Origin of the sequence: Mycobacterium sp., assembly GCF_004298145.1 — a bacterium.
Lineage (GTDB): Bacteria > Actinomycetota > Actinomycetes > Mycobacteriales > Mycobacteriaceae > Mycobacterium.
In genome coordinates, this window is record NZ_SCRH01000041.1 from 1 (window position 1) to 22,550 (window position 22,550).

The following is a 22,550-nucleotide window of genomic DNA, read 5'->3' on the forward strand; positions in this document are numbered from 1 at the left end:
GATTGAGGGGGTATTCGCGGCGGGGGATTTGGTGGATCGCACCTATCGCCAGGCTGTGACCGCCGCCGGCAGCGGCTGCGCGGCCGCCATCGACGCCGAACGCTGGCTCGCCGACAATGAGGAAGCCGACGTGGACGCCGACGTCACACCGGCGATGGGTCGAGAGCCGTTGCGTGGCTGACGTTTTCAGGCGATATCGGCGACCAGGACGCCCACCCGGCGCAGCGCCAGCCGCGCGATGAGGGGCAGCCCGTCGCCGTCGGCGCCGATGGGCAGCACCCGCAGGTTGGTGATGTGCACGTCGCGGTTGCGAACCTGCAGATCCGCCTCGCCCGCGGCCAGCAGGTTCTTGACCCAGTCGGCCTTGCCGTGGCCCAACAGGATTGCGACGAGGTTGCCTTTGCGATAGGCGTTCACGACGGTCCGATACGGCTTGCCCGACTTGCGGCCGCGATGGTTGATCACCACGAACGTCGGCAGAAAGCGTGCCGCTCGCCGCATGACCGGGTTCATGTACTTCATCTGCAACCGGTCGAGCCAGGCCGGAAAGAGCATCGGCACGCCGGGGGCGCTGTTGGGATGAGCCTTGGCGGACATAAGGTCTCCTGATCGTTAGACGGACAGTCTAGCGGAAGTCGTTCTGCGGCCGCCGAGTTGGGCCGGCAGTCGGGTATATCCGTGCAGGTTGATCAGCCCTCGCGGTTGTGGGCGTGCGGTGAGGCGCAGATCGGGGAAGCTCTCGAAGAGTACGCGCAGCGCGGTCGCGCCCTCGATGCGGGCCAGGGCGGCGCCGAGGCAGGCGTGGATGCCGGACGCGAACGCCAGGTGATCGCGCGCATTGGCCCGGGTGATATCGAAAGTCGTTGGGTCGGTGAACACCTTCGGGTCACGGTTGGCGCCGCCGAGGAACAGTCCGACCGTGTCGCCGGCGGCGATGTGGGCGCCGGCGATCTCGACGTCGCAGTTCGGGGTGCGCGCGGTCATCTGAACCGGGCTGGCGAGCCGCAGGATTTCCTCGACGGCGGACGGCCACAGGTCCGGATCGTCATGCAGCAGCGCCAATTGCTCGGGGTGCCGCAGCAACAGGACAATGCCGTTGCCGATCAGGTTCACCGTCGTCTCGAAGCCCGCGCCGACGATCAGCGCGGCATTGGCGGTGAGTTCACGGTCGGTCAGTGAGCCGTCAGCGGCCATGCGGCCAAAGGGATTGTCGCTCCGCTGGCCGGCGCGCAGTCGGTGGAAGTGGTCCAGCAGGTAGTCGTCGGCACCGCGCACGCCGTCGATGGCGTTGCGGTAGGTCTTCCAGTCGATCCCGATATCCAGCAGCGGGGCGCCGCTGCGGCCCCACCCCAGCATGCGCGGATAGGAATCAGGCGGCAGGCCAAGGATTTCGGCGATGATGGCGACCGGCAGTTGCATCGCGAAGTCCGCGATCAGATCGGGCTGCGGTGTGGTGGCGATGCGCTCGATCAACTCCATGGTCACTTCGGCGACCCTGGTGTCCAGTGAGTCGATGGCGCGCGGGGTGAAGCTTTGTGCCACCAGGTGCCGGTAGCGGGTGTGATCGGGCGGATTCACGATCACCATGGCGGGCGGTTCGACCGGGTTGGCGACGCCGGGGTCGGTTTTGGCGATGAGCGCCTTCAGCGGACGGGGTAATTCCATCTCGGTGGGCGCGGTGACACCAAAGCGATTGTCCCGCAGGATTTGTCGACACACCGCATGGTCGACGCTGGCCCACACGAACGGGGAGCGCACCACGCGTCCGCGCGCCCGGATCTCCTCCATCAGCGCATAGCGGTCATCGCCGGCCGTTCCGCTGCGCAGCAGCCGGGCCAGCGGGTCGCCCCGGCGGGCCTGAACGGCGAAGTACGCCCGCGGCACGCCGTGCATGGCCGCCCACCGGGCCCGGAGTCCGACACGCATAACGACCCTTCCCGGAACCTCAACCCCTCCTGCACCTGTGCGATACAATGAGACTCTCAATGTCTCGCATGGTTCGATCGCCACGATACGACGACCGCGACGAACGGGCAAGGAGGGATCCGTGACCTCGACGCGAACGGCGGAGTTCGTGCGGCGACTCACCGAGCCCGATCCCGTCGTGCTGGCGCAGGTCGACAACCCCGACGAGATCACCACCCGCATCCTGGCCGCCACCGTCGAGCAGGCCGAGCTGGTGGGGATGCGCCGCACCACGATGGAAGACGTCGCGCGGCGCAGCGGCGTCGGGCGCGCCACCCTGTATCGGCGGTTCCCGACCAAGGCGGCGCTCGTCGATGCCGTCGTGCTGGCCGAGGCGCGCCGCTACCTCGAGGGCAGCGCCCAGGCCCGCGCGCACGCCGAGACGTTCGAAGACCGGATGGTCTACAGCACGGTGTTCTCGGTGACGTTCATGCGCGAACATGCGCTACTCAAGAAATTACTGCGCACCGAGCCCGAAACGATCCTGCCCAGCCTGACCATCGACGCGGGCGCCATCCTGGACTACGCGACCGAGCACACCGCAGGGCTGCTGCGCGCCGAGCTCTACGGCACGTCGAAAACCACAGCGGCCCAAGAGCGTCACCTGCGCACCGTCGCCGAACTGCACACCCGGCTGACGCTGTCGTTCATCGTCACCCCGCACACCAGCATCAACCTGGCAACCATCGACGACACCCGCACCTACGTGCGCAACTATCTGATGCCGATGGTCACCGAGCCGAGCTAGTCGACTGCTTTGGGGCGGGTGAGTCACACGCGCCACTTCTGTCTCTGCGCGAGACGGCACATCTTTTGCCCACCTCACAGCGACAATGCGCGCCGGGAGGCTGCGCTGTCGCTACGAGGCGGGCATTTCGCACCGCGCCTGGTCGCGCGGCAGCGGCGGATTGCGCGCCCGGCCCGCGGCAGCAACGAATTACGCGTCGCGCGACGCGAACGCGACATCGGGGGCAAGGCGCTCCCGAGACTGTCTAACGCGGCGGCGTGAGATGGGCGGTGACGATCGGGGTGACCCGCGCAATGAGTTCGTCCGCCGGAGCGGACGCGATCGGCTCGACCTGCAGGACATGGCGCAAGTAGGCGATGCCCAGCAGTTGGGCCATGGCCAAATCGATACGCAGTTCGGCGTCCGACCCCGTCAACAGCTCGGCCAACTGCGGGTACAGCTGGCCCTGAATGAACTGACCCACCAGGGCGGCCGACTCGTCGTGGGTGGCGGCACCCCGCAGGATCGCCAGTAGGGAAGCGCGGGAGTCCGGCTGCTCCCATGCCGCGAAGAACACCCGCGTCAGGCGCGCGCCGATTTCCTCGCGATCGCCGTCTGCGATGCGCGCACGGATCTCAGCCGGGTCGAACGGCCACCCCATGGTGGACCGGAACAGCTCGGCCTTGCTGCCGAAATAGTGCCGGATCAGCGCCGGGTCGACGCCGGCGCCGGCGGCGATGTCGCGGACCGAGGTCTTGTCGTAGCCCGAATCGGCGAACAGCCGTCGAGCGGTCGCCACGATGTCGTTCCGGGTGTCGGGATTGCCCGGGCGTCGTCCAATGGGGGGCACAGTCCAGGAATTCTACAGTCGTTGACTTCCGGATGGTTGAGGCCTAGCCTGGACTGGTAAATTCCCCAAGCGAGGAGTTAAGCGAGATGCCAGCACCACGATGGGTTGCCCGGGCCAACAAGATCGGCCTCAATCGAGTCACCAGGTACATCGCCCCGTGGGCGCCGGGATGGGGAGTCGTCGTCCATCGCGGGCGCAAATCGGGGCGCACCTTCCGCACCCCGCTGTGGGCTTTCCGCCGCCACAACGGATTTGTGATCGCGCTGACGTACGGCTCCGAAACCGACTGGGTGCGCAACGTCCTCGCCGCGGGCGGCTGCGAACTGCAGACCGGGCGGCGGCGCTACCAGCTCGGCACCCCGGTCGTGTTCCACGACGACAACGCGACCGACATGCCGGCGTTCATCCGGTTCGTGCTGCGCAGGGTGATCAAGGCGCCGGAGTTCCTACGGCTCGACATCGTGAGCCAATTGGCAACGACGCGTTGACGATTGGGCCTCACGGACCGGGACGTCCAGCGCGGTTTCGCTGCAACGGATTACGCGCCGCCCGAAGCGAACACCACATCGGGGTTGAGGATGCCGGCCGGGTCGAAGCCGGCCTTGATGCGGCGCATCAGGTCCACCTTGACCGGGTCCTCGAGTTCGACGAAGTACGGGGTTTTGGCGCGGCCGAGCCCGTGTTCGCCGGAGATCGCCCCGCCCAATTCCATTGCCAGCGCGAAGATGTCGGTCAACAGCTTCTTTCGTATCGCCGGGTCCTGGCAGAAGATGGCCAAATGCACGTTGCCGTCGCCGGCGTGCCCGCAGCCCGCCGCGGCGCCCCCGGCCGCCACCGCCATTTCGCGTGCGGCGCTGAGGAATTTCGGCATCGCGCCGCGCGGCACGACGGTGTCGATGAGGTCGTCGGCGTTGAGCGCCTTGAGCGTCCAAAACGCCTTCTCCCGCGCCTCGATGAGCTTGCGCGCCGCGCCGCCGTCGAGCACATAGGCGTCCACCGCACCCAGCTCGGCGAGCAGCTGGCCCGTCGTCTCGACGTCCTCGTCCAGCCGGGCCGCACTCCGGTTCTCAAGGGCCACAACGAGATAGGCCTGGCAGCTGTCACGGACGTCGTCGGGAACACCCAGCTCCAGGTTCTGGGTATGGACGAGCGCGGCCATCGTCACGTTGTCGACGTACTCCAATATGTAGGGCGCCAGGCCGCTGAGCAGGATCTTGGGCACCGCCTGCATCACCTGGTCGAAGTCGGCGAACGGGGCGAGCACGGTGGCGCTGTGGTCGAGGCGCGGATGCAGCTTGACGGTCACCTCGGTGGCCAGCGCGAGGGTGCCTTCGGAGCCGACGATGAGCTGGGTCAGGTCGTAGCCGGTGGACACCTTGGCGATCTTGCCGCCGGTGCGGATGAGCTCGCCGGTGGGCAGCGCGGCCTGCAACCCGAGCACGTTGTGGCGGGCGATCCCGTACTTGACCGCGCGCATGCCGCCGGCATTGGTGCCGACGTTGCCGCCGACGCTGGAGGACAGCTCGCCCGGGTGGACCATGTAGCGCAGTCCGGTGCCGGCGGTCGCGGTGTCCAGATCGGTGAGCGTCACCCCGGGTTGCACGACGGCGACCTGGTTGGTGACGTCGACCTCCAGCACGGCGTTCATGCGCTCGAAGGAGATCAGCAGCCCGTCGGCGCGGGGGATCGCCGCGCCCGACAGGCCGGTCCCCGAGCCGCGGGCCGTCACCGGCACGTGGTTGTCCGACGCTATTTTGAGCAGCCGCGCGACCTCGTCGGGGGTCGCCGGCTTGGCCAGGTACGCCGGTGTCTGCGGCGGCGTCGTCAACACCTCGTCGTGCGCGTAGTCCTCGGAAATGGCGTCGCCCGTGAGCACGTTGTGCGCGCCGACAATCTCCGCGAACCGCGCCGTCATGTCGGTCATCGAAGGCCCCACCTTCTCCCGCGTCGGACAGAAACTCACTGTATCGGGGGCGCCGGGCGGTGGAACCCGGTCGCCGGTGTCGGTGCCGCTAGGGTGGGGCTGGCGCGGTTTCACGCGGGTCCGGCGGGGCGATCCTAGCGGCCGTCGGCGGTGCCGTGCGGTTGCGACACGCGTGAGCCTGCGCACGTTATGTCGATGCCCGATTTGGGAACACGCGGGCTGGACTGTCTTCGACGTTGCGGAAGGATTGTGCAGTGGCCTCCTCGTCCCGCGGCTCGCGGCTCGGCACCCGGTTCGGGCCGTACGAGCTGCGATCGCTGATCGGCACCGGGGGAATGGGCGAGGTCTATCGGGCCTACGACACGGTTAAGGACCGGATGGTCGCGCTCAAGCTATTACGTGGCGAGACAGCCGCGGACCCTGGCTTCCAGCAACGCCTTTGGCGTGAATGCCGCAAGGTGACGCGACTGGACGAGCCGCACGTCCTCCCGCTGCACGACTTCGGCGAGATCGACGGCGTGCCCTTCATCGACATGCACCTGGTCGACGACGGGGGCAGCCTCAAGGACCTGCTGCGCGAGCAGGGCGCGCTGGAACCCTCGCGCGCGGCATCGATCACCGCACAGGTGGCGCGCGCCCTGGACGCCGCGCACGCCGGCGGGTTGGTGCACCTGGACGTCAAGCCCGAAAACATCCTGCTCACCCACGACCACTTCACCTACCTCGCCGACTTCGGCATCGCCGAGGCCGCCGGGGACGAGAAGGTCTCGCGGACCTACATGGCGCCCGAGCGGTTCACCACGGGAAGCATCGGGCCGCAGACCGACGTCTATTCCTTGGCGTGCGTGCTTTACGAGTGCCTCACCGGGCAGCCGCCGTTCGAGGGCGCCGACGCGGGGGAGCTGAAGAGCGCGCACCTGCTGTCGCCGGCGCCCCGGCCGAGCATCATGCGCCGCGGCGTCGGCCGCGATTACGACGACATCATCACCCGGGGCATGGCCAAACAGCGTACGGCGCGATTCGATTCAGCCGGCTCACTGGCCCGGGCCGCCAGCGACGCGGTGTTCGCGGCGTACGAACCGGTTTCCGTTGGGGCCGGCCACAGTCCGCCTCGGACGCGCCCGTTGCCGGCGGTGTCGCTTCCGGATGCCGATTCGGGGGACGGCTCGTCGGCGGCTGTTGCGCCGCCGCGGCCTGCGCGTCGGCTGGCTGTGGGCCGCGTGCCGCTCGTGGTGACCGCGGTGGCGGCGGTGATGTTGATCGCCGGGCTGGTGTTGTCGGTGAAATCCGTTGTCGGCACTCAGCACAACAGTTCGCCGTCGCCGCCGCCGTCGACGGCTCAGGCGGCCGCGCCTCCGGCCCCGTCGAGCCCGCCGCCACCGCTGACGCCGACGCTGTCTCGTCCCGTGAAGGGCGCCGATGAGTTAGGGTTCGTCGGCGAGACGGCCCGCTGCGACCCGGGCAATCCACCGGCCGCCGTGGTGCGCACCGCCAAGTCGCTGGCAGTGGTGTGCGAAAACCTGAGCGGGACTTACTACTACCGCGGCGAACGGATTCGCGACGGCGCCAACATCGAGCTCTCCAACGCCGAGCGCGTGGGGGACGGATTCGACGTCACCAACCCGGTCGACGGCGTCGTCTACGAGGTGCGTCCGTACCGGCTGCGGATCATCAGCTTCGGGCACGTCGATTCCTCGGAACCCGTGCTGCAGTACGCGACGGCGTCGTAATCGCCAGGGGCGCAACGGGGTAGTTCGACCCCAGGTCACGTGGGTAACGGCCTGCCGCCCGCCGAGAGAAAAGTAGCACATAGTGTGCTACACTGACGGGCGTGGAGAAAATCGGTATTCGTGAACTGCGGCAGAATGCCAGCGTGTGGGTGGCAAAGGCGAAGGCCGGAGTGACGGTGCAGATCACCGATCGCGGCCGGCCGGTGGCGCGCTTGGTGCCGATCGCGCCCGCCGAACAATCGCGTGAGCAACTCGCCGCCGAAGGCAAGCTGATTCCCGCCACGGCGCCGCGAGTCCCACTGAGTGCTACCGATCTCATCAAAGGGTGGTCGCTGAGCTCGGTGCTGGACGAACAACGCTCGGAACGTTGATATACCTGGACACCTCGGCCACAGTGAAACTCATTGCGGCTGAGGAAGAATCAACGGCCCTGATTGACTGGCTCAACGAGCGCCCTGACGAACATCTCGCCACCAACGCCATCGGTCACATTGAGCTGATACGAGCAGCCGCACGAATAGGCCCCAGCGCCGTAGCGCTCGCGCGACATGTCGCGTCAACGATCGACACCCTTGTCCTGACCGACGACATCGCCTCAGTCGCGACCACGACCCCGCCTGCCGAACTGCGCACTCTCGACGCGATACACCTTGCCACGGCGCACGTCCATCGAAAGAGCCTTACCGCCTTCTGCGCATACGACCGCCGGTTGCTCGCTGCCGCCGAATCGCAGGGGCTGCCGACCGTTTCGCCGCGAGGCCAAGCGGACGCGAGTTAGCGACCGGCGACGTTTGCGAGGAGTGTTGGGCGTCAACGACTGTGCTTGTTGCGCGGTATCGACACGGCGTGGCTGACGAGTCCGATTCCCGCACCGAGGATGGGCCAGAGCGGCCAGAAGTAGGTGGCGTCGGTGGTCAGGGCGACGGCCGCCCAGACTGTGAGCACGATGACGACCATGGTGAAGTATGCGGCGAGGTGAGCGCGCAGTCCGCGACGGGCTGCGGCGACGCGGGCGGCGCGCCGGCGGGGATCGTGGCGCCGGATGCGATCGAGCGGTAGGCCGACGAGAAGTTCGCGCAGTTCTTCGGCGGTGTGCGTCTGGAACACGGTCTGCAGCCGTCGGTCGTACTCGTCGATCTGCAGGTAGCCCTGGGCGAGGGCCTGGCCGAGAAGGTCGGCCGTGCGCTCCCGGTCGCGGGTGCCGGCGAGCGTGGATGTGGTTTCGAGCGTCATGTCGTTTCCTTGGTCACCGATGTGAATGCCATTAACATAGACCTTAATGTTAATGTCGTCAACATGGCTGTGAAGCGGTCGACTGCGCGCCGGCGGGAGAGCTATCACCACGGCGATCTCAAGCGCGCGCTGACCAGAGCGGCGCTGTCGCTGGTGGCGGAGAAGGGGCCGAAAGGGTTCACCCTCACGGAGGCGGCGCGGCGCGCCGGGGTGAGCGCCGCGGCGCCATATCGGCACTTCGCCGACAAGGCCGAGCTGCTGGCCTCGGTCGCCGAACAGGGATTCCACGAACTACACGCCGAGTTGGCCGAGGCGGCCGAGCGCGTCGCGGATCCGAAGGAACGGGTGACGGAGCTCGGCCGCGCGTACGTGCGTTGGGCCGTTGCCCATCCCGATCACTATCAGGTGATGTTCGGCGCGGAGTCGCTGAAGGTGGAGCAGCCGGGCGTGGTCGTGGCCGGTGAGCAGGCGTTCGGGGACCTACTCGACGCGATCGCGAAATGCCAGGAGGCCGGGATCGTCGCGGCTCGGGATCCCCGCGAGGTGGCCGCGCCGCTCTGGTCGCTGGTGCACGGCATCGCGTCGCTGGCCATCGGTGGACACCTGCGCGCGGTGGGCATCGCCCAGGCCCCCGACGAATTGGTCGCCGGCGTTGTGGCGCAACTGCTTTGAGCGATCGGCGCACTCAGCGGCGAATGACTCCTCCCCGAGCCAGGGCGAAGTGGCATGCTTCTACCCATGGCGGCCGTTCCCCAAACGGTCTACGCGCGAGATGGCGATGTCCACCTCGCTTATCAACTCGCCTCTGACGACGGAACAGATCTTCTCTTCGTCCCCACCGCCACATTCCCGATCGACTTGTTGTGGGACGAGCCCACCGTCGCCGGCCACCTGCGCCGTCTGGCGTCGTTCAGCCGGCTGATCACGACCGACCTGCTCGGGATGGGAAGTTCCGATGCCGTGCCGATCCACGACCTTCCGGCGATGCAGGCCTGGACGGACGGGCTGGTCGCGGTGCTCGACGCCGTCGGGAGCAAGTGCGCGTCGGTGTTCGGGATGGCGGAGTCGGCGCTGCCGGTCATGCTTTTGGCGGCAACCCATCCGCAACGCGTGCGTTCGCTGGTGCTCTTCAGCCCCTATGCGCGGTTTCTGCGGGCCGCCGATTATCCGCACGGGATGCCCGAACCCGCGTTCACCCGATATGTCGACTCCTTCGGCGACACCGTCGGCACCGGTGCCGTCGCGGATCTCCTGGCCCCCAGTTGGAGCGGCGATGCCGGCAAACAGCGCTGGTTTGCTCGCGGCGAGCGCCTGGCCGGCGGACCCGGTTACTTCAAAGCCATCTTCAATCTGTTCCTGCGCACCGACATTCGGCCCGTGCTTGACAGCGTCCAGGCGCCGACGCTGGTGCTGCATCGGCGCGATGACCGCCACGTGACCGGCGCGCACCCCCGCTATGTCGCCGAACGGATTCCGCACGCGCGATTGATCGAGCTCGACGGGAATGACAATGTGTGGTTCGCCGGCGACTGCGACCGGGTGCTCGACGAGATCGAATCGTTTGTCACCGGGTCGCGCGCGGCCGCGGCGACCAACCGGGTGCTGTCGACGGTGTTGTTCACCGACATCGTCGGATCGACCGAACGCGCCGAGGCGCTCGGTGATGAGGCGTGGACCGTGGCCCTCGATGCGCACAACGAGGTCGTGGAGAAATACGTGGTTGGCGCACGGGGCGAGGTCATCAAGTTCACCGGCGATGGCGCGCTCGCGACGTTCGATGGGCCGGCGCGAGCGATCAACTGTGCGTGCGCAATTCGAGATGCGGTGCAAGATCTGGGGCTCAACATTCGCGCCGGCCTGCATACAGGCGAGGTGGAGATGATGGACCACGACGTGCATGGCATCGCGGTCCATATCGCTGCACGCATCATGGCGCTCGCCGGGCCCGACGAGGTGCTGGTGTCCGGTGCGATTCCGCCACTAGTCCTCGGGTCACGGATCGTCTTCGACGACCGTGGCAGCCACGCGCTCAGGGGTGTGCGCGACCCGTGGCCGGTCTTGGCCGTGCGTTAACGGTGGGTCACCACGGCCGCTGCGTTTCCCGGCTCTTTCCCGGCGTGAACGTGACCGGGAGCTTGCCGAGTCCGGTCATGCTCGGGTTGCCCAGGTATTGGTGGACGTTTTCGACGTCGACCTGATAGTCGGGGATGCGATCGAGGACGGCCTTGACCATCACCGCCGACATCAGCCGGGCGAGGTGCGATCCGATGCAGCGGTGCGGCCCCAGCCCGAACGCGACGTGGCGGTTGGGTGCGCGATCGAGGATGATCTCGTCGGGCTGGTCGAATTCGTTTTCGTCGTGGTTGGCCGAGAGCCAGCTGAGGACGACGCGGTCGTTCTTGTGGAGGCATTGGCCGCCGAGGACGACGTCGTGAGTGACTGTGCGGCTGAGGGTTTGGTTGACCGAGAAGTAGCGCAGGAATTCGTCGGTGGCGGTGCGGTAGAGCCCGGGGTGGTCGATGAGTTGCTGTCTGAGGTCCGGGTGGGTGCCCAGGTGTTGGAGCGTGAGCGCGGTCTGGGAGGTGGTGGTGTCCACACCGCCGCCGATGAGGTTCCACAAGATGTTGAGCAGCTGTTCGTCGGTGAGGCGATGGCCGTCGAATTCGAATTGCAGCAGGAAGCTGGTCAGGTCGTCTTTCGGGTTGCTGCGTCTTGCCGTGGCGAATTCGATGACGTCTTGCATCATGGCGGGCACTTTGGCGATCGCGTCGGCGTACTCGTCGCTGTCTTGGGGGACGGCCATGACGGAGTGAAAGAGGTTGGCGTAGAGGTGCCAGTTGTCGTAGGGCAGGCCCATCAGCTTCATGGTCAGGATGGCCGGCACCGGGCTGGCGTAGTCGAGCACCAGGTCCATCTGCCCTGTTGTGATTTGTTGGTCGAGGAACCAGTGCGCGGATTGCTCCATGAAGGGCTTGAGCTTCTCGACGGCGCCGGGGGAGAAGAACGGGGCCAGCGCGTGCCGGAGGGCTTGATGGTAGGGGCCGTCGACCTCGCCGATGCCCAGGGCGGGTTGGCCGTCGGGGCGCGGGACGCCCATCTCGCCTTGGTAGTCGACGCCGTCGGGGGCGTTGGGTTCGTATTTGTGGGCGAAGGTGTCGCCGTCGCGGGCGGTGTGGCTGACCGCGTCGTAGCTGCTGAGGTACCAGAAGCCGTCGTAGTTCTCGTTCCAGGCGACCGGACATCGTTGCCGCAGTTCGGCATTGACGGCCAGCTCGTTGAGGTTGAACGCGTCGGAATGATGGTCGAAGTCGACTGTGGCGTCTGTGCTGACGTTCGGGCGTGTGACCATCGAAAAGCTCTCCCACGGAAGCGGTCTGCTTAGTTGGCGGTGACGGGCGCTTATTGGTTTATCTTTGCATTATTACGCGTTTGGGCTGCGTGGTGAAGCATGCTCGGTAGGGCTGCGTTCGTCAGGGGTCTGACTTGCTGCGGAGGTTGTGTTGAGTAGTCATCGAACGGTTTTCAATCACGTTGGGTTGTGCGTCACGGATCGCGAGCGGTCGCGCCGGTTCTACGAGGGCCTGCTGGGGTTCCAGTTCTGGTGGGAGCTCGACCCGCCCGATGGTGCGACGTCCCAGCTGGTGGGGCTGCCCGAGCCGCTCGGCGTGCACGCGACCTATCTGGTGCGCGACGGGTTCGTGCTCGAGCTCATGGACTACTCGAAGCGTCAGGTTTATACCGGCTCGGAGCGGGTGATGGATCAGATCGGGCTGACGCACATCTCGTTCTCGGTGTCGGACCTTCCGGGCGTGCTGGCTCGGGTGGCGGAGTTTGGGGGAGCGGTGGTCGATTCGTCAGTGTCGGCCGGCGCGGCGATGATTCGGGATCCGGATGGGCAGTTGTTGGAGTTGCTTTCGGACGGGTGGTTGAACGCGTTGCCTGCGCGACCGTAGTTCGGAAAGTCTGACTTTGGCGGCTCGAAGCTGTCAGATCCGGCATACGGCCAATTCCCGACAGAGAGAAGCGCAGCCTGCTGATTGAGGGCGCGTGGTCGCTGAACGGAGACCCTGCTCCTTGCGACGACCTACTCGATACGAATGAGTGAATTAGCCGTGCCGCGTCTTCTCGACGCTGCTGGCAGTGGGTCTCTAGCAGAGCGGTACCACAGATCTTTGGTCTGGACGCGGTACATCAGAACCACCCGCAACTGGAATTTTTACAATTGTCGATGCATATAAGTGCGGAACTGTCTACGCTCTGATCGACCAGTCGGGCCACGCCACCGAGAATGAGCGTGCCAAACGGCGAGTTTGGCTAGCTGAGAGGATGTACATGCGCAAGGCCACGAAAGTTTTGAATCTTGCTACCGCGCTTGGCGCTCTCGCGGCTCCGGCCGCCGCGCCCGCAATCGCGAACGCCACAAAGTCCGACGATGCTCGTATCGCCGAAGCGGCGGCGGCCGATGCCGGAGCTGAGACGAACACCGGGGTTGAGCCGTCGTATGGCGGCGACCTTATGAGTTTCACTGTTGATCAGAAGGGCGACGGCATGATGGTGCCGCAGCACTCTTCACACGTATCGCATGCATCGCACGCGTCGCATGCTTCGCACGCTTCCAGCTCGTATTAAATGTCGGACATTGTCGTTGACTTCAGCTCGTCCACGCAGTCGCTTGGTGCACTGCAGGAGGCTGCCTACCGCCTGATCGGCCAGGCCGCTTGCCGAATAGACGAAGCGAACGGGCGATACGTTTGCTGGCTCTCACCGCGGGTTTCGAGGCTTGATGACGACGATCTGCGTGCCCACTTCCTAGATCTGGTTACAGACGAGAATCTTCGGGAGAAGGTGAGGCGAGAGACCGACCGGCTCCGCGACGTCATCGTCGCTCTAGCGTTCGGATCTCTGGCAGAGGAACGGTGACGGTTGTGGCAGGCTTCGCTCCACTGGATTCGTTTGTGCCAACAGCGTCGACGCTTCAACTGTTGCCTATCCGCTTCGAACGGCTCGGCGCGGATCGCTTCATTGTTGGCAACTTGGTTGGTGACATGATCGAGATGACCCAAACCGAACTGGACCGTCTTTGTGCACTCGATCTCGTCCCTGGCGACGGCCTATATGAGCGCGCGTTTGAGAACCTATTCATCGGCTCGGTTGAGCAATACGCCCAGCAGCAACTCCTGGCGCTCCGATTGCGTAGCCGCCTAAGTTTTTTGCGAGCGGCGACGCCTCTTCACCTGTTTGTCGTCACACTGCGTTGCGAACACTCGTGCCCTTATTGCCAAGTATCTCGACAAAGTATGGACCGCGCACGCTACGACATGGACCAGGCCACGGCTTCGAAGGCACTGGATATCGCGCTGTCCGCACCGGCCCCGCTAATCAAGATCGAGTTCCAAGGAGGAGAACCGCTCCTTAACTTTGACCTCATCCAATGGATCGTGTTGGCCGCGAAGGAGCGGGCAGCCCCTCTCGGGAAGATGCTTCAGTTCGTAATCACGACGAACTTGGCGCTCCTTGACGACGAGGTGCTCGACTTCTGCGCTGAGCATGGCGTCCTTTTGTCGACATCGCTCGACGGGCCTCGCGACCTCCACAACAAGAACCGGCCGCGCAGGGGCCAGAACAGCTATGAACTCGCGGTAGCAGGTATCGAGCGCATTAAAGAGCGCCTCGGGCCTGGAAGAGTCGGTGCTTTGATGACCACCACCGAGGCAAGCCTGGATCGCGTCGAGGAGGTAGTCGACGAATATTTGCGGCAGGGACTCGACGGTATCTTCCTACGGCCAATGTCTCCCTACGGTTTCGCGATCAAGACGAAGCAGTTTCACAAATATCGAGTCCAGGATTGGCTCCGATTTTGGAAACGCGGTCTCCACTACATCCTGGAGATCAATAGGTCCGGACGGCATTTCCCCGAGTTCTATTCGGCCCTGATCGTTCGTCGGATGCTGAGCGACGAGCCTATCGGATATGTCGATCTGAGAAGCCCGGCCGGAGCTGGCCTCGGAGCTCTCGTCTACAACTACGACGGTGCGGTGTTTGCCTCCGACGAGGCCCGAATGCTTGCAGAGATGGGAGATCGCACCTTTGAACTAGGCACCGTACATGAGCACAGTTATCGAGATTTGGTGTTGTCTGACACGTTGGTTACGGCGGTCGCCGATTCGCTAACGCAGACGGCGCCGCAGTGCTCAAGCTGTGTCTTTGAGCCCCACTGCGGCGCTGATCCCGTCTATCACCATGCGACGCAGAAAGATTCGTTAGGCATCAAGCCGCTATCGGAGTTTTGCCAGCGGCAGAAAGGTGTGATCACGCACCTTTTCGAGCTACTGGAACATTCCCCGGAGGACGCTGCAATCCTTCGGAGATGGGCTCAGTGAAGCCGCTTCTTTTATCGGGGCGTGCGGTAGCAGCCGACCTAGCCAAGCTAAGCGGAGAGCGGCAGTCCTGGCGACTTCGGTCGCCGGCGAGTTTCGCAGCGGACGATCGGGACGCCGCTTTGGTTGCGGTGCCAGATGATTGGAGACTGGCGCAAGCTCATGGCTACCGACTCGCCATCGGTCGTGATGAACCTCCGACTCGGACTGCATTGAGCTACGTCCGATTGCCCGCAGGATTCGCCGAGCTCGGCGAAGGCGATGTGCTACGCATCCAACCAAGAAACGGCCGGGTGCGGGTGCTCTACCGCCGGTCCTCTAGACACAACTTTTTCCTCGTGACGGAACGCTGCAACAACTATTGCCTGATGTGCTCGCAGCCCCCGAAGTTAGTCGATGACGGCTGGCTGATGGATGAGATCGAGGACACTCTGCCGCTAATCGATCGCACGACGCCCTCTCTGACATTCACCGGCGGCGAACCGCTCACTGAATGGCGCAGGTTCATCGGTATCCTGGAATTAACACGTGATCTGCTGCCGGACACCGCGGTCCATGTGCTAACTAATGGACGTGCCTTCGCCTCTCCCGACGTTGCGAGCACTTGGGCAGCGGTTCGCCATCCAAAGCTCTCGGCAGGCATACCGATATATGCGGCCGTTGATCACATACACGATTACGTCGTACAAGCGAAGGGGGCTTTCGACCAGACCCTTCTTGGTGTGCTGCGTTTGAAGGATTCCGGTCAACGAGTTGAAATTCGCATTGTGCTCCACGCCATCACTGCGCCTCGCCTACGTGAAACCTGCTCATGGATCGCTCGAAATCTACCGTTCGTGGATCATGTGGCGCTGATGGGCCTCGAAAACATCGGCTTTGCGATTGCCAATGACGATGCGCTTTGGATCGATCCGCTCGACTATCAAGAACAGTTAGCGGTCGGAATTGACGTGCTCTCCACGGCTGGGGTCAACGTTTCGATTTACAACCTGCCGCTCTGCGTGCTTGATCCCAGCGTTCGACCCTTTTCGGTGCAATCCATCTCAGACTGGAAGAACATGTATGTGGAGGAGTGCAATAGCTGCTCGGCCCGCCGCGAATGCGCAGGCTTCTTCTCCACAGGGCGGCCGAAATTGAGTCGCGGGATAGCCCCAATTTAATTCGAGAAGTGACCTGACGAGGTACACCGAGATTATGGACGCAACATCGGAGAGGTCCCTGGCTCCGGAATTCAGAAAATTTATGCCGCTTTTCGCGGTGCTCGATGGACAAATATTGGATGCGCCGTGTGGGTATGGTCGGCATGCGCTTTCCTTGCAGGAATTAGGTTGTCGGATAACATGTGCGGACATAGACGATAGGGCTCTCGAACAGCTGGCCTGCTTCAATAAAAATTTGGCGAAAGCCGACCGACAACGCCTTAAATTATGTAGGGTTGATTTGGTCAGCGGTGATTGGCCATTCGGAGAAGACCAGTTTATTGGCGCTTTGAACGTCCATTTTTACGCAACCAAATTGCTAACCAACATCGCATGCTCTTTGCGCTCAGGCGGTTTGCTGTACGTCGAAACTGTTGCAAACAGAAAGGGTAATTTTTTACAACTTCCTGATAAGGGAGAAGTCCAGGACCTCCTCGCAGATGAATTTGAATTCTTATATTTGAAAGAACGCCTGGCCGGCCCGACAAATAGCGGCAAAGTCACCGTGCGAATGCTTGCTCACAGAATGTGAAGAGATCATGCGTTGAATACTGACGCATTATTTGTACTTTAACTTGCCGCCAAGAATTCGTCAAAGCGTTCCGCTAGCCGGTCTTTGGACGGTCGATCAGCGCGCCGCTTAGGCAGTGCGATCATGCGCTGATGCATTTCCTGCAGACCATGCAAAAGCATCGGTCCGTCGACTTCATCCATAACCTCGTTGTTGATTTGCACCATGTAATCTGGTGAAATCCCTAGCAGGTTTGCGTCGTAGGCCGCATGGTGGATCTTGCATAAGCTCAATCCGTTCTCCACCAATGGAAGCCCATGTGATTTGTCGTCACCGATGATGTGTGCGGCGTCGAGCAGCTTGCCGTGCCTTAGCTTGCAGACGGTGCACTGTTGCTCGTACGCAAGCATGATGCGTCCCCGGAAAACAGGCTGATGCAATCGTTGTTTTATCGCGCGCTCTGCATACTCACGCTCGACGGGCTCGAGATGGAGCGGATCGGCTATAGATCGAAAGCTCTCGTCGAAGGCAATCAAGAATTGTCGGCTAGCAGCATCATCCTTGATGACGTATGCAGGGAAAACGGGGACGTACAGGCTGGCCTGGATTTTGCGAAGCAAGATGATCGGAAGGCCGAGTTCAGCAGCTCGACGGAGCTTCCTATTGTCGCCGCCGGTGCTGCCAATCCGGTAGTCGTAGGCAAGAAGGCCATTGCCGACTTGGGTGTCCGAGTATGGGCCGTCGGGGCTAGACACAACGGAAAGGGTTGCGAGCATGTTTCTCGGATTTCTGATACCCCGGCTTTGATCGATGAGCCGATGCGTTTCGTCTCCGACCTGCAGAGATTCGAGTTGGGTCCTGCTGACCACGCCATTTTCTGCGACGAGGTCGGACAGTTTGTCGAAGATGAGACGACGGAGACGCAGCTCGACTTCACTATCCACGCAAGGAGTTTGTCACAGAGCACGCTGGATGAATGGCGGTTTTGCCGTCGCGTTAAACGTTCCTCTGTTTTCGTCCCTTAATCAGTTGTATGCCGTGCTTCCCGGCTCAGGGTGCGTCGTGCTGATGAGCTTGGCTGCGCAGTGGTCTCGGTCAAATCCTTGGGACCGGCACCAGACCAGTGGGCCGGCGGAGTCGGCGAAGGTTATGCCCGCGACGGTAACCCAAAAGTCTGGCGGAAAACGTCGACCAGACACCTGACCAGAGCAGTCTCACATTGGGATAGCGCTAGCACGGTTATGGGATATGTGCCGACGTTCCCGTTCACGCATGAGATCGGGTCCCACGTCGGTGAGCGCCTGGATGGTCGGCTCCGGGTTCTTCACCAGATCGGCCTGGGTGTCATTGACGAGCCGGGTGGCGGTGTTGCTGACGACGCGAAGCTGGAACCCTCGCAGGCGAATTTCGAAAGCGATAGAACCCTCAGCTAGCAGATTTCGCAACCGCATGTTCCACTGCAGAGGGAGGCAACGGCCCTGTGCCGCAACACAGTTTGCGCGTCAACGTGCGGGTCACGGTGTGGATTGGTGCGTGGATGACACGATCCGCCGCGGAGGCCACCGATGCGTCCCCGAAAGTGGCGGCTTCAGCGGACCGCCAGGTCGGGAACTAAGCTCGAGGAGCCCGCGACGAAAAGGAATAAGCGTGACCCGAATGCCGCTCGCCGACGCCGACGAGCAACCCGAACACCTCCGGCAGCTCCTCACCCGCCCCGGCACCCTCGACGTGCTACGACTGATCGCCAACGCCCCCAACATCTTCGAAGAATGGGCGCAGATGGCCGGCGGGCTGTTCGACAGCCCGACCTTCACCCCGCGGATGCGAGAGGTGATCATCCTCCGGGTGGCCCATCTGCAGGACTCGCCCTACGAGCTCGCCCAGCACGTGATCTTCGCCCGCGCCGCGGGACTGACCGACCAACAGATCGACGCCCTCCAAAACAACGCGACCCTCGACGCGGCCGGGTTCGACAACAGCGAGCGCCTCGTCATCGACACCGTCACCGAGTTGTGCACCACCCGCCGGCTGTCCGACGACTCCTTCGCCAAAGCCCACACCCTGCTCGGCGACGAGGCGCTCACCGAACTACTGATGATCGTCAGCTGCTACTACGGTCTGGCGCTGGTGCTCAACGCCGTCGACCTCGACATCGACGCCCCCGCATGACCCGCATCCCGTACCGCCCACCCGAGCACATGCCCGAACTCGCCCGCGAATTGACCGCGCGGCGTGGCAATCTCAACGTGTACCGCGCACTGGCCAACGCCGAGAAGGTGTTCACCAGTTGGATGGTGGCCGGCGATGCCGCCCTGACCAGCCCGGTGCTGCCGAGAAGGCTGCGCGAACTCATCGTCCTGCGCACCGCGTATCTCATGGACTGCGCCTACGAGCTCGGCCAACACAAAGACGTCGCACAAACGGTCGGCCTCGACAGGGCCAGCATCGACGCGCTGGCCTCCGAATCCGATTGGCGAACCGGCGATTTCGACGCCACCGAGCTGGCCGTCCTGCAACTGACGACCGAGCTGGTGACCACCCGCCGCGTCGCGGCACCGCTTCTCGATCGGGTGCACACGGCCCTCGGTTCGGAGGCCACCATCGAGGCGCTGATGGTCATCAACCGATATGCGGGGCTGGCGCTGATGCTCAACGCGCTCGACGTCGACCTCGACGAGACCGCCCGACTCCCCGTGCCGCCGACGAGGTGAGATCGCCTGATCTTCCCTCCGACCAGGGATGTTTCCCGTAACCTGCACGGTGTGGTGGTGCGAAAGCAGCCGTCGACGCGCCTATCAGCGGAGGACTGGCTCGAGGTGGGCTACACCGTGCTTGCCGAAGAGGGCGTGCGCGCACTCAAAGTCGAGCGCCTCTGCCGCCAGGCCGGTGTCACTCGTGGCAGCTTCTATTGGCACTTCGAGGACATCACCCACTACCGGGCCGCGCTGGTCGAATCGTGGAACACATTTCTCGAGCGCGACCGCCAGGCGCTGTCCAAGCTCGACGAGCTGCCACCCCGAGAACGCCTGTCGGCCCTGACGCTCACGCTGGTCAGCCCCCAGTACTGGGTGCTCGAGCGGGCGATGCGCGAATGGGCTCGCCTGGACCCGGTCGCCGCCGACAACATCCGCGCGGCCGACCGGCTCCTGCTGCGGACCGTGATAAAGGCCTACAGCGACTACGGTTTCAGCCCCGAGGACGCCAGGCTGCGCGCCGAGCTGACCTTCGCCGCGGGAATCGGGCTGCTGCACCTCACCGGCTCGGCCGAGCAGGCGCAATCGCTGGCCCAACAGGAACGGTTCCTTGACCTCATGCTGACCGAGGCGAGCGTCGCGCGCTCAGATCATTGAGATCGGGGAAATCTTCGCGCCAATCGCCAACGCCCCGGCCAACTCTCGACTCGTGTCGTAGTCGAACACGACATGCCCCGCGGCGATGTCCGCATCGCGCTTGGCGCGCTGCAGGGGGCTGGACAGGAAGTGGGCGCCGGCGCCGGACGCCTCCAGCAGATCGGCGATGATCGCCCGGCACTCGTGCACGGTGCGGGCGGCCGCCAGCCGGGCATCGGCCCGCACCGATCGGCTCACGCGCTCGCCGCTGACGACGATCGCCTCGATATCGTCGGCGGTCTGGGCGACCAACGCGCGCAGCGCGTTCAGCCGTATCCGGGCATCGCCGAGCCGGATCTGCGCGGCGGGCTGATCCTTTTGCGCCACCCCGCTGTAGGCCAGCACCCGCCCGCTGAGCCGCTCGGCGAAGAGCTCGGTCACCCGTTCCGCGGTCCCGAGCACGGGCATCGACGCCGTCAGCGCCAGCGCGGGAACCATCGGCCACCGATACGTCGGGACGCCGTGCTCACGCGCGCCGGGCGCCGTCCCGCCGTAGATGTCGGCCACGGCGACCGATCGATGCTCGGGGACGAGGACGTCGTCGATGAGCAGATCATGCGAACCGGTGCCGCGCATGCCGGCCGTGTGCCAGGTGTCGACGACCTCGACCTGGCCGGCGGGCACCACGACCAGGGCCGGATCGATGCGGTCCTCGCGCTCGATCAGCGCGCCGACGATCACCCAGTCGGCATCCATCGCGCCCGTCGCCCACGACCACCTGCCCGTCACCCTCACGCCGCCGCCGGCCGGGGTGCCACGCCCGGTCGGGGCCAGGGGAGCCGGCGCCAGCACCGGACCCGACGCGAACACCTCCTCCTGCGCCCGCGGATCGAACAACGACAGCATCCAGTTGTGCAGCGCGTAGAAACCCAGCGTCCAGGCGCTCGAGGCGCAGCCGTGCGCCATCCGCCGAATCGGTTGCAGCAGTTCGGGAAAGGATGCTTGAAGGCCGCCGAACCGGGCCGGAAGCAGCAACCGGAACAGGTCGGTCTGCTTGAAATCGTCGACCGTCGCCGCGGGCAGCCGCCGCAACCGCTCGGCCTCCGCGGCGCGATCGGCCAGCCGCGCGACGAATTCGCCGGTGATGCCGTGCAGGGCGCGGCTTTCGACCACGGACACGTCCCTGACCGTAACATACTTTTTAGTATGTAATTGTGGCGGCGTGGATCCAGCGCCGATTGCTACCATCGCGCGGTGAGCGATCGCCCCGGTGGTTTGCGATCCATCGCACGCCGCGACGTCCTGAAGATCGCCGGTGTCATACCGGTGGTCTTGAGCGCCGCCGTCCTGCCCGTCCCGCGCGCGACCGCCGGCGTCGCCGGGATGTCGGTCTTCCTCGACCCCGGCCACAACGCCGTGAACGACGCGTCGATCAACCAGCAGGTTCCCAACGGCCGCGGTGGTACCAAGCCGTGCCAAACCTCGGGCGCCGCGGCCGACGACGGCTATCCCGAGCACGCGTTCACCTGGGTGGTGGTGGGGCTGATCAGCGACGCGCTGAACCAGGTGGGCGTCCGCACCCAGCTGTCCCGCGACGGCGACAACGGCGTCGGCCCGTGCATCGACCAACGCGCCGCGGCGGCCAACGCCATGCGCCCGGACGCGATCGTGAGTATCCACGCCGACGGTGGGCCCCCGTCGGGCAGCGGGTTCCACGTCAACTACTCCAGCCCGCCGCTGAACGACGTCCAGACCGGTCCCGCCGTGCAGCTGGCCCATGCGATGCGGGATGCCCTGGCCCAGTCGGGTTTACCCCCGGCCAACTACATCGGCTCGGACGGTTTGTACGGTCGCGACGACCTCGCCGGGCTGAACCTCGCTCAGTACCCGGCGGTCCTCGTCGAACTCGGCAACATGAAAAACGCGGGCGACGCCGCGCGGATGGAAAGCGCGGACGGCCGGGCGAAATACGCCGTCGCGGTCACCCGGGGGATAGTCGCCTTTCTGAACACCAAAGCCGCGAGCAGCTAGCCGGTCGGCCGTTCAGCTGCCGAAGCCCCCGCTCGTCGGCAGCGTCGCCGGCCCGCCCGTGCCGAGGTGGCTGGAGGCGAAGGTGACGCCTTTGGCGATGATGGAGCCGTCGTCGGCGTAGGTGCGGTGGGCGGCGAAATTCATGCCGTCGGAGCAGACGGGGTCTTCGGTGGCGCACACCTTGAGGGTCTTGTCCTGGTACGTCGGGCCGATGACGACCGGGGGTTCGCCCAGGAAGTTCATGGCCCGCACGTTGGGCATGCCGAAGAGCACGACCGAGGAGACGTGGTTGGCCACGGCGGGATCCAGCGGTTTGGGGACGGTGGCGGGGTCGACGCCGTCGGGGACGGCGGCCGAGGTGACAAAGCCCATGACCGCCGCGCCCTGGGAGTAGCCGCCGAGCACCATTTTGGTGTTGGGGCAGTCCTGGGCCATCGAGACCACGTGGGTGCTCGCGTCCCTGATGCCGTCGAGGCCGGTGTCCCACTGGTCGGTGGCGGGGTAGTTGACCGGGTAGACATCAAAAGAGCGATTGCCGACGCGTTGGCGCAGCTCGTCGACGAAGGCTTGTCCGGTGGGTCCCACGCCCGGGGCTTCGCCGGTGCCGCGGGCGAAGACCACTTGCACGTCCGGGCATTGGGCCGAGGCGGCGGGTATGACGGAACCGGACACGG

General features: G+C 64.7%; 25 protein-coding genes and 2 pseudogenes. 17 read left to right on the plus strand and 10 right to left on the minus strand.

Annotation, left to right across the window (positions count from 1 at the left end; genetic code table 11):
* A pseudogene (locus EPN51_RS16745) lies at positions 1 to 181 on the plus strand (thioredoxin-disulfide reductase); the annotation flags it as partial.
* A 5-nt stretch (positions 182 to 186) separates the two neighbouring features.
* On the opposite strand, the gene EPN51_RS16750 reads toward EPN51_RS16745, so the two are convergent.
* Positions 187 to 597 carry a nitroreductase family deazaflavin-dependent oxidoreductase gene (locus EPN51_RS16750; protein ID WP_293044564.1) on the minus strand — a complete coding sequence of 137 codons (411 nt, stop codon included), beginning with the start codon at positions 595 to 597 and terminating at the stop codon, positions 187 to 189.
* A 15-nt stretch (positions 598 to 612) separates the two neighbouring features.
* Positions 613 to 1,926: a cytochrome P450 gene (locus EPN51_RS16755; RefSeq protein ID WP_293044566.1), complete on the minus strand. Its 1,314-nt coding sequence runs from the start codon at positions 1,924 to 1,926 to the stop codon at positions 613 to 615.
* Positions 1,927 to 2,047: 121 nt separating this feature from the next.
* Between EPN51_RS16755 and EPN51_RS16760 the strand changes: the two genes are divergently transcribed.
* Positions 2,048 to 2,713 carry a TetR/AcrR family transcriptional regulator gene (locus EPN51_RS16760; protein WP_293044567.1) on the plus strand — a complete coding sequence of 222 codons (666 nt, stop codon included), beginning with the start codon at positions 2,048 to 2,050 and terminating at the stop codon, positions 2,711 to 2,713.
* Between the two features lie 244 nt (positions 2,714 to 2,957).
* Here the strand turns inward: EPN51_RS16760 and EPN51_RS16765 are convergent, their stop codons facing one another.
* On the minus strand, positions 2,958 to 3,542 hold the full coding sequence (locus EPN51_RS16765) for a TetR family transcriptional regulator (protein ID WP_293044569.1): 585 nt from the start codon (positions 3,540 to 3,542) through the stop codon (positions 2,958 to 2,960).
* 86 nt (positions 3,543 to 3,628) lie between these two features.
* On the opposite strand from EPN51_RS16765, the gene EPN51_RS16770 reads away from it, so the two are divergent.
* Positions 3,629 to 4,030, plus strand: a complete 402-nt coding sequence (locus EPN51_RS16770) for a nitroreductase family deazaflavin-dependent oxidoreductase (RefSeq protein ID WP_293044570.1) — start codon at positions 3,629 to 3,631, stop codon at positions 4,028 to 4,030.
* 50 nt (positions 4,031 to 4,080) lie between these two features.
* On the opposite strand, the gene EPN51_RS16775 is transcribed toward EPN51_RS16770, so the two are convergent.
* Positions 4,081 to 5,466, minus strand: a complete 1,386-nt coding sequence (locus EPN51_RS16775; RefSeq protein WP_293044571.1) for an FAD-binding oxidoreductase — start codon at positions 5,464 to 5,466, stop codon at positions 4,081 to 4,083.
* Positions 5,467 to 5,720: 254 nt separating this feature from the next.
* On the opposite strand from EPN51_RS16775, the gene EPN51_RS16780 reads away from it, so the two are divergent.
* The 3 genes from EPN51_RS16780 (at position 5,721) to EPN51_RS16790 (ending at position 7,974) form a co-directional block, all read left to right on the plus strand.
* Entirely contained in the window at positions 5,721 to 7,196 is a 1,476-nt protein-coding gene (locus EPN51_RS16780; protein WP_293044573.1) for a serine/threonine-protein kinase, read from the plus strand.
* A 101-nt stretch (positions 7,197 to 7,297) separates the two neighbouring features.
* Positions 7,298 to 7,567 (plus strand): type II toxin-antitoxin system prevent-host-death family antitoxin, encoded by a 270-nt coding sequence (locus EPN51_RS16785; RefSeq protein ID WP_293044574.1) that lies wholly within the window; start codon positions 7,298 to 7,300, stop codon positions 7,565 to 7,567.
* Entirely contained in the window at positions 7,522 to 7,974 is a 453-nt protein-coding gene (locus tag EPN51_RS16790) for a type II toxin-antitoxin system VapC family toxin (protein ID WP_293044576.1), read from the plus strand. The genes EPN51_RS16785 and EPN51_RS16790 overlap by 46 nt, the downstream gene beginning before the upstream one ends.
* 32 nt (positions 7,975 to 8,006) lie before the next feature.
* On the opposite strand, the gene EPN51_RS16795 is transcribed toward EPN51_RS16790, so the two are convergent.
* Positions 8,007 to 8,429 (minus strand): DUF1707 domain-containing protein, encoded by a 423-nt coding sequence (locus EPN51_RS16795; RefSeq protein WP_293044578.1) that lies wholly within the window; start codon positions 8,427 to 8,429, stop codon positions 8,007 to 8,009.
* 69 nt (positions 8,430 to 8,498) lie between these two features.
* Here EPN51_RS16795 and EPN51_RS16800 point away from each other — a divergent pair, with 69 nt between their 5' ends.
* Both EPN51_RS16800 and EPN51_RS16805 read left to right on the plus strand, forming a co-directional pair.
* On the plus strand, positions 8,499 to 9,101 hold the full coding sequence (locus EPN51_RS16800) for a TetR/AcrR family transcriptional regulator (RefSeq protein WP_293044603.1): 603 nt from the start codon (positions 8,499 to 8,501) through the stop codon (positions 9,099 to 9,101).
* Between the two features lie 66 nt (positions 9,102 to 9,167).
* The gene (locus tag EPN51_RS16805) at positions 9,168 to 10,502 is read left to right on the plus strand and encodes an adenylate/guanylate cyclase domain-containing protein (RefSeq protein ID WP_293044579.1); all 1,335 of its coding nucleotides are present in this window, start codon (positions 9,168 to 9,170) and stop codon (positions 10,500 to 10,502) included.
* Positions 10,503 to 10,509: 7 nt separating this feature from the next.
* Here the strand turns inward: EPN51_RS16805 and EPN51_RS16810 are convergent, their stop codons facing one another.
* Positions 10,510 to 11,778: a cytochrome P450 gene (locus tag EPN51_RS16810; protein ID WP_293044581.1), complete on the minus strand. Its 1,269-nt coding sequence runs from the start codon at positions 11,776 to 11,778 to the stop codon at positions 10,510 to 10,512.
* Positions 11,779 to 11,929: 151 nt separating this feature from the next.
* Here EPN51_RS16810 and EPN51_RS16815 point away from each other — a divergent pair, with 151 nt between their 5' ends.
* The 5 genes from EPN51_RS16815 to EPN51_RS16835 all read left to right on the plus strand — a co-directional run bounded on the left by EPN51_RS16815 (position 11,930) and on the right by EPN51_RS16835 (position 16,537).
* Positions 11,930 to 12,382 carry a VOC family protein gene (locus EPN51_RS16815; RefSeq protein WP_293044582.1) on the plus strand — a complete coding sequence of 151 codons (453 nt, stop codon included), beginning with the start codon at positions 11,930 to 11,932 and terminating at the stop codon, positions 12,380 to 12,382.
* Between the two features lie 379 nt (positions 12,383 to 12,761).
* Positions 12,762 to 13,058 (plus strand): His-Xaa-Ser repeat protein HxsA2, encoded by a 297-nt coding sequence (hxsA2, locus tag EPN51_RS16820; RefSeq protein WP_293044584.1) that lies wholly within the window; start codon positions 12,762 to 12,764, stop codon positions 13,056 to 13,058.
* 287 nt (positions 13,059 to 13,345) lie between these two features.
* Positions 13,346 to 14,809: a His-Xaa-Ser system radical SAM maturase HxsB gene (hxsB, locus tag EPN51_RS16825; RefSeq protein ID WP_293044585.1), complete on the plus strand. Its 1,464-nt coding sequence runs from the start codon at positions 13,346 to 13,348 to the stop codon at positions 14,807 to 14,809.
* Positions 14,797 to 15,966: a His-Xaa-Ser system radical SAM maturase HxsC gene (gene hxsC / locus EPN51_RS16830; protein WP_293044587.1), complete on the plus strand. Its 1,170-nt coding sequence runs from the start codon at positions 14,797 to 14,799 to the stop codon at positions 15,964 to 15,966. The genes hxsB and hxsC overlap by 13 nt, the downstream gene beginning before the upstream one ends.
* Positions 15,967 to 16,000: 34 nt before the next feature.
* Positions 16,001 to 16,537, plus strand: coding sequence for a class I SAM-dependent methyltransferase (locus tag EPN51_RS16835; RefSeq protein WP_293044589.1), 537 nt, complete (start codon positions 16,001 to 16,003; stop codon positions 16,535 to 16,537).
* Positions 16,538 to 16,575: 38 nt separating this feature from the next.
* On the opposite strand, the gene EPN51_RS16840 is transcribed toward EPN51_RS16835, so the two are convergent.
* Both EPN51_RS16840 and EPN51_RS16845 read right to left on the minus strand, forming a co-directional pair.
* On the minus strand, positions 16,576 to 17,460 hold the full coding sequence (locus EPN51_RS16840) for an HNH endonuclease (RefSeq protein WP_293044591.1): 885 nt from the start codon (positions 17,458 to 17,460) through the stop codon (positions 16,576 to 16,578).
* 81 nt (positions 17,461 to 17,541) lie between these two features.
* A pseudogene (locus EPN51_RS16845) lies at positions 17,542 to 17,746 on the minus strand (serine/threonine protein kinase); the annotation flags it as partial.
* A gap of 417 nt (positions 17,747 to 18,163) precedes the next feature.
* Between EPN51_RS16845 and EPN51_RS16850 the strand changes: the two are divergent.
* The 3 genes from EPN51_RS16850 to EPN51_RS16860 all read left to right on the plus strand — a co-directional run bounded on the left by EPN51_RS16850 (position 18,164) and on the right by EPN51_RS16860 (position 19,866).
* Complete coding sequence (locus tag EPN51_RS16850) at positions 18,164 to 18,685, plus strand: carboxymuconolactone decarboxylase family protein (RefSeq protein ID WP_293044593.1); 522 nt, start codon at positions 18,164 to 18,166, stop codon at positions 18,683 to 18,685.
* The gene (locus EPN51_RS16855; protein ID WP_293044595.1) at positions 18,682 to 19,227 is read left to right on the plus strand and encodes a carboxymuconolactone decarboxylase family protein; all 546 of its coding nucleotides are present in this window, start codon (positions 18,682 to 18,684) and stop codon (positions 19,225 to 19,227) included. Before EPN51_RS16850 ends, EPN51_RS16855 begins: the two co-directional genes overlap by 4 nt.
* Positions 19,228 to 19,332: 105 nt before the next feature.
* Positions 19,333 to 19,866, plus strand: a complete 534-nt coding sequence (locus tag EPN51_RS16860) for a TetR/AcrR family transcriptional regulator (RefSeq protein ID WP_293044605.1) — start codon at positions 19,333 to 19,335, stop codon at positions 19,864 to 19,866.
* On the opposite strand, the gene EPN51_RS16865 is transcribed toward EPN51_RS16860, so the two are convergent.
* A complete protein-coding gene (locus EPN51_RS16865) occupies positions 19,855 to 21,024 on the minus strand; it encodes an acyl-CoA dehydrogenase (protein ID WP_293044597.1) in 1,170 nt (389 codons plus the stop codon). The genes EPN51_RS16860 and EPN51_RS16865 overlap by 12 nt on opposite strands.
* A gap of 75 nt (positions 21,025 to 21,099) precedes the next feature.
* Between EPN51_RS16865 and EPN51_RS16870 the strand changes: the two genes are divergently transcribed.
* Positions 21,100 to 21,876 carry an Rv3717 family N-acetylmuramoyl-L-alanine amidase gene (locus EPN51_RS16870; RefSeq protein WP_293044599.1) on the plus strand — a complete coding sequence of 259 codons (777 nt, stop codon included), beginning with the start codon at positions 21,100 to 21,102 and terminating at the stop codon, positions 21,874 to 21,876.
* A 12-nt stretch (positions 21,877 to 21,888) separates the two neighbouring features.
* On the opposite strand, the gene EPN51_RS16875 is transcribed toward EPN51_RS16870, so the two are convergent.
* Complete coding sequence (locus EPN51_RS16875; protein WP_293044601.1) at positions 21,889 to 22,548, minus strand: cutinase family protein; 660 nt, start codon at positions 22,546 to 22,548, stop codon at positions 21,889 to 21,891.
* Between the last annotated feature and the right edge of the window lie 2 nt (positions 22,549 to 22,550).

What these genes read in the sequence shown, in the direction of transcription:
- EPN51_RS16755 (WP_293044566.1), bottom strand. Translation starts at nt 1,926, where the DNA reads ATGCGTGTCGGACTCCGGGCCCGGTGGGCGGCCATGCACGGCGTGCCG.
- EPN51_RS16835 (WP_293044589.1), top strand. Translation starts at nt 16,001, where the DNA reads ATGGACGCAACATCGGAGAGGTCCCTGGCTCCGGAATTCAGAAAATTT.
- EPN51_RS16750 (WP_293044564.1), bottom strand. Translation starts at nt 597, where the DNA reads ATGTCCGCCAAGGCTCATCCCAACAGCGCCCCCGGCGTGCCGATGCTC.
- EPN51_RS16810 (WP_293044581.1), bottom strand. Translation starts at nt 11,778, where the DNA reads ATGGTCACACGCCCGAACGTCAGCACAGACGCCACAGTCGACTTCGAC.
- EPN51_RS16805 (WP_293044579.1), top strand. Translation starts at nt 9,168, where the DNA reads ATGGCGGCCGTTCCCCAAACGGTCTACGCGCGAGATGGCGATGTCCAC.
- hxsC (WP_293044587.1), top strand. Translation starts at nt 14,797, where the DNA reads ATGGGCTCAGTGAAGCCGCTTCTTTTATCGGGGCGTGCGGTAGCAGCC.
- EPN51_RS16770 (WP_293044570.1), top strand. Translation starts at nt 3,629, where the DNA reads ATGCCAGCACCACGATGGGTTGCCCGGGCCAACAAGATCGGCCTCAAT.
- hxsA2 (WP_293044584.1), top strand. Translation starts at nt 12,762, where the DNA reads ATGCGCAAGGCCACGAAAGTTTTGAATCTTGCTACCGCGCTTGGCGCT.
- EPN51_RS16795 (WP_293044578.1), bottom strand. Translation starts at nt 8,429, where the DNA reads ATGACGCTCGAAACCACATCCACGCTCGCCGGCACCCGCGACCGGGAG.
- EPN51_RS16775 (WP_293044571.1), bottom strand. Translation starts at nt 5,466, where the DNA reads ATGACCGACATGACGGCGCGGTTCGCGGAGATTGTCGGCGCGCACAAC.
- EPN51_RS16855 (WP_293044595.1), top strand. Translation starts at nt 18,682, where the DNA reads ATGACCCGCATCCCGTACCGCCCACCCGAGCACATGCCCGAACTCGCC.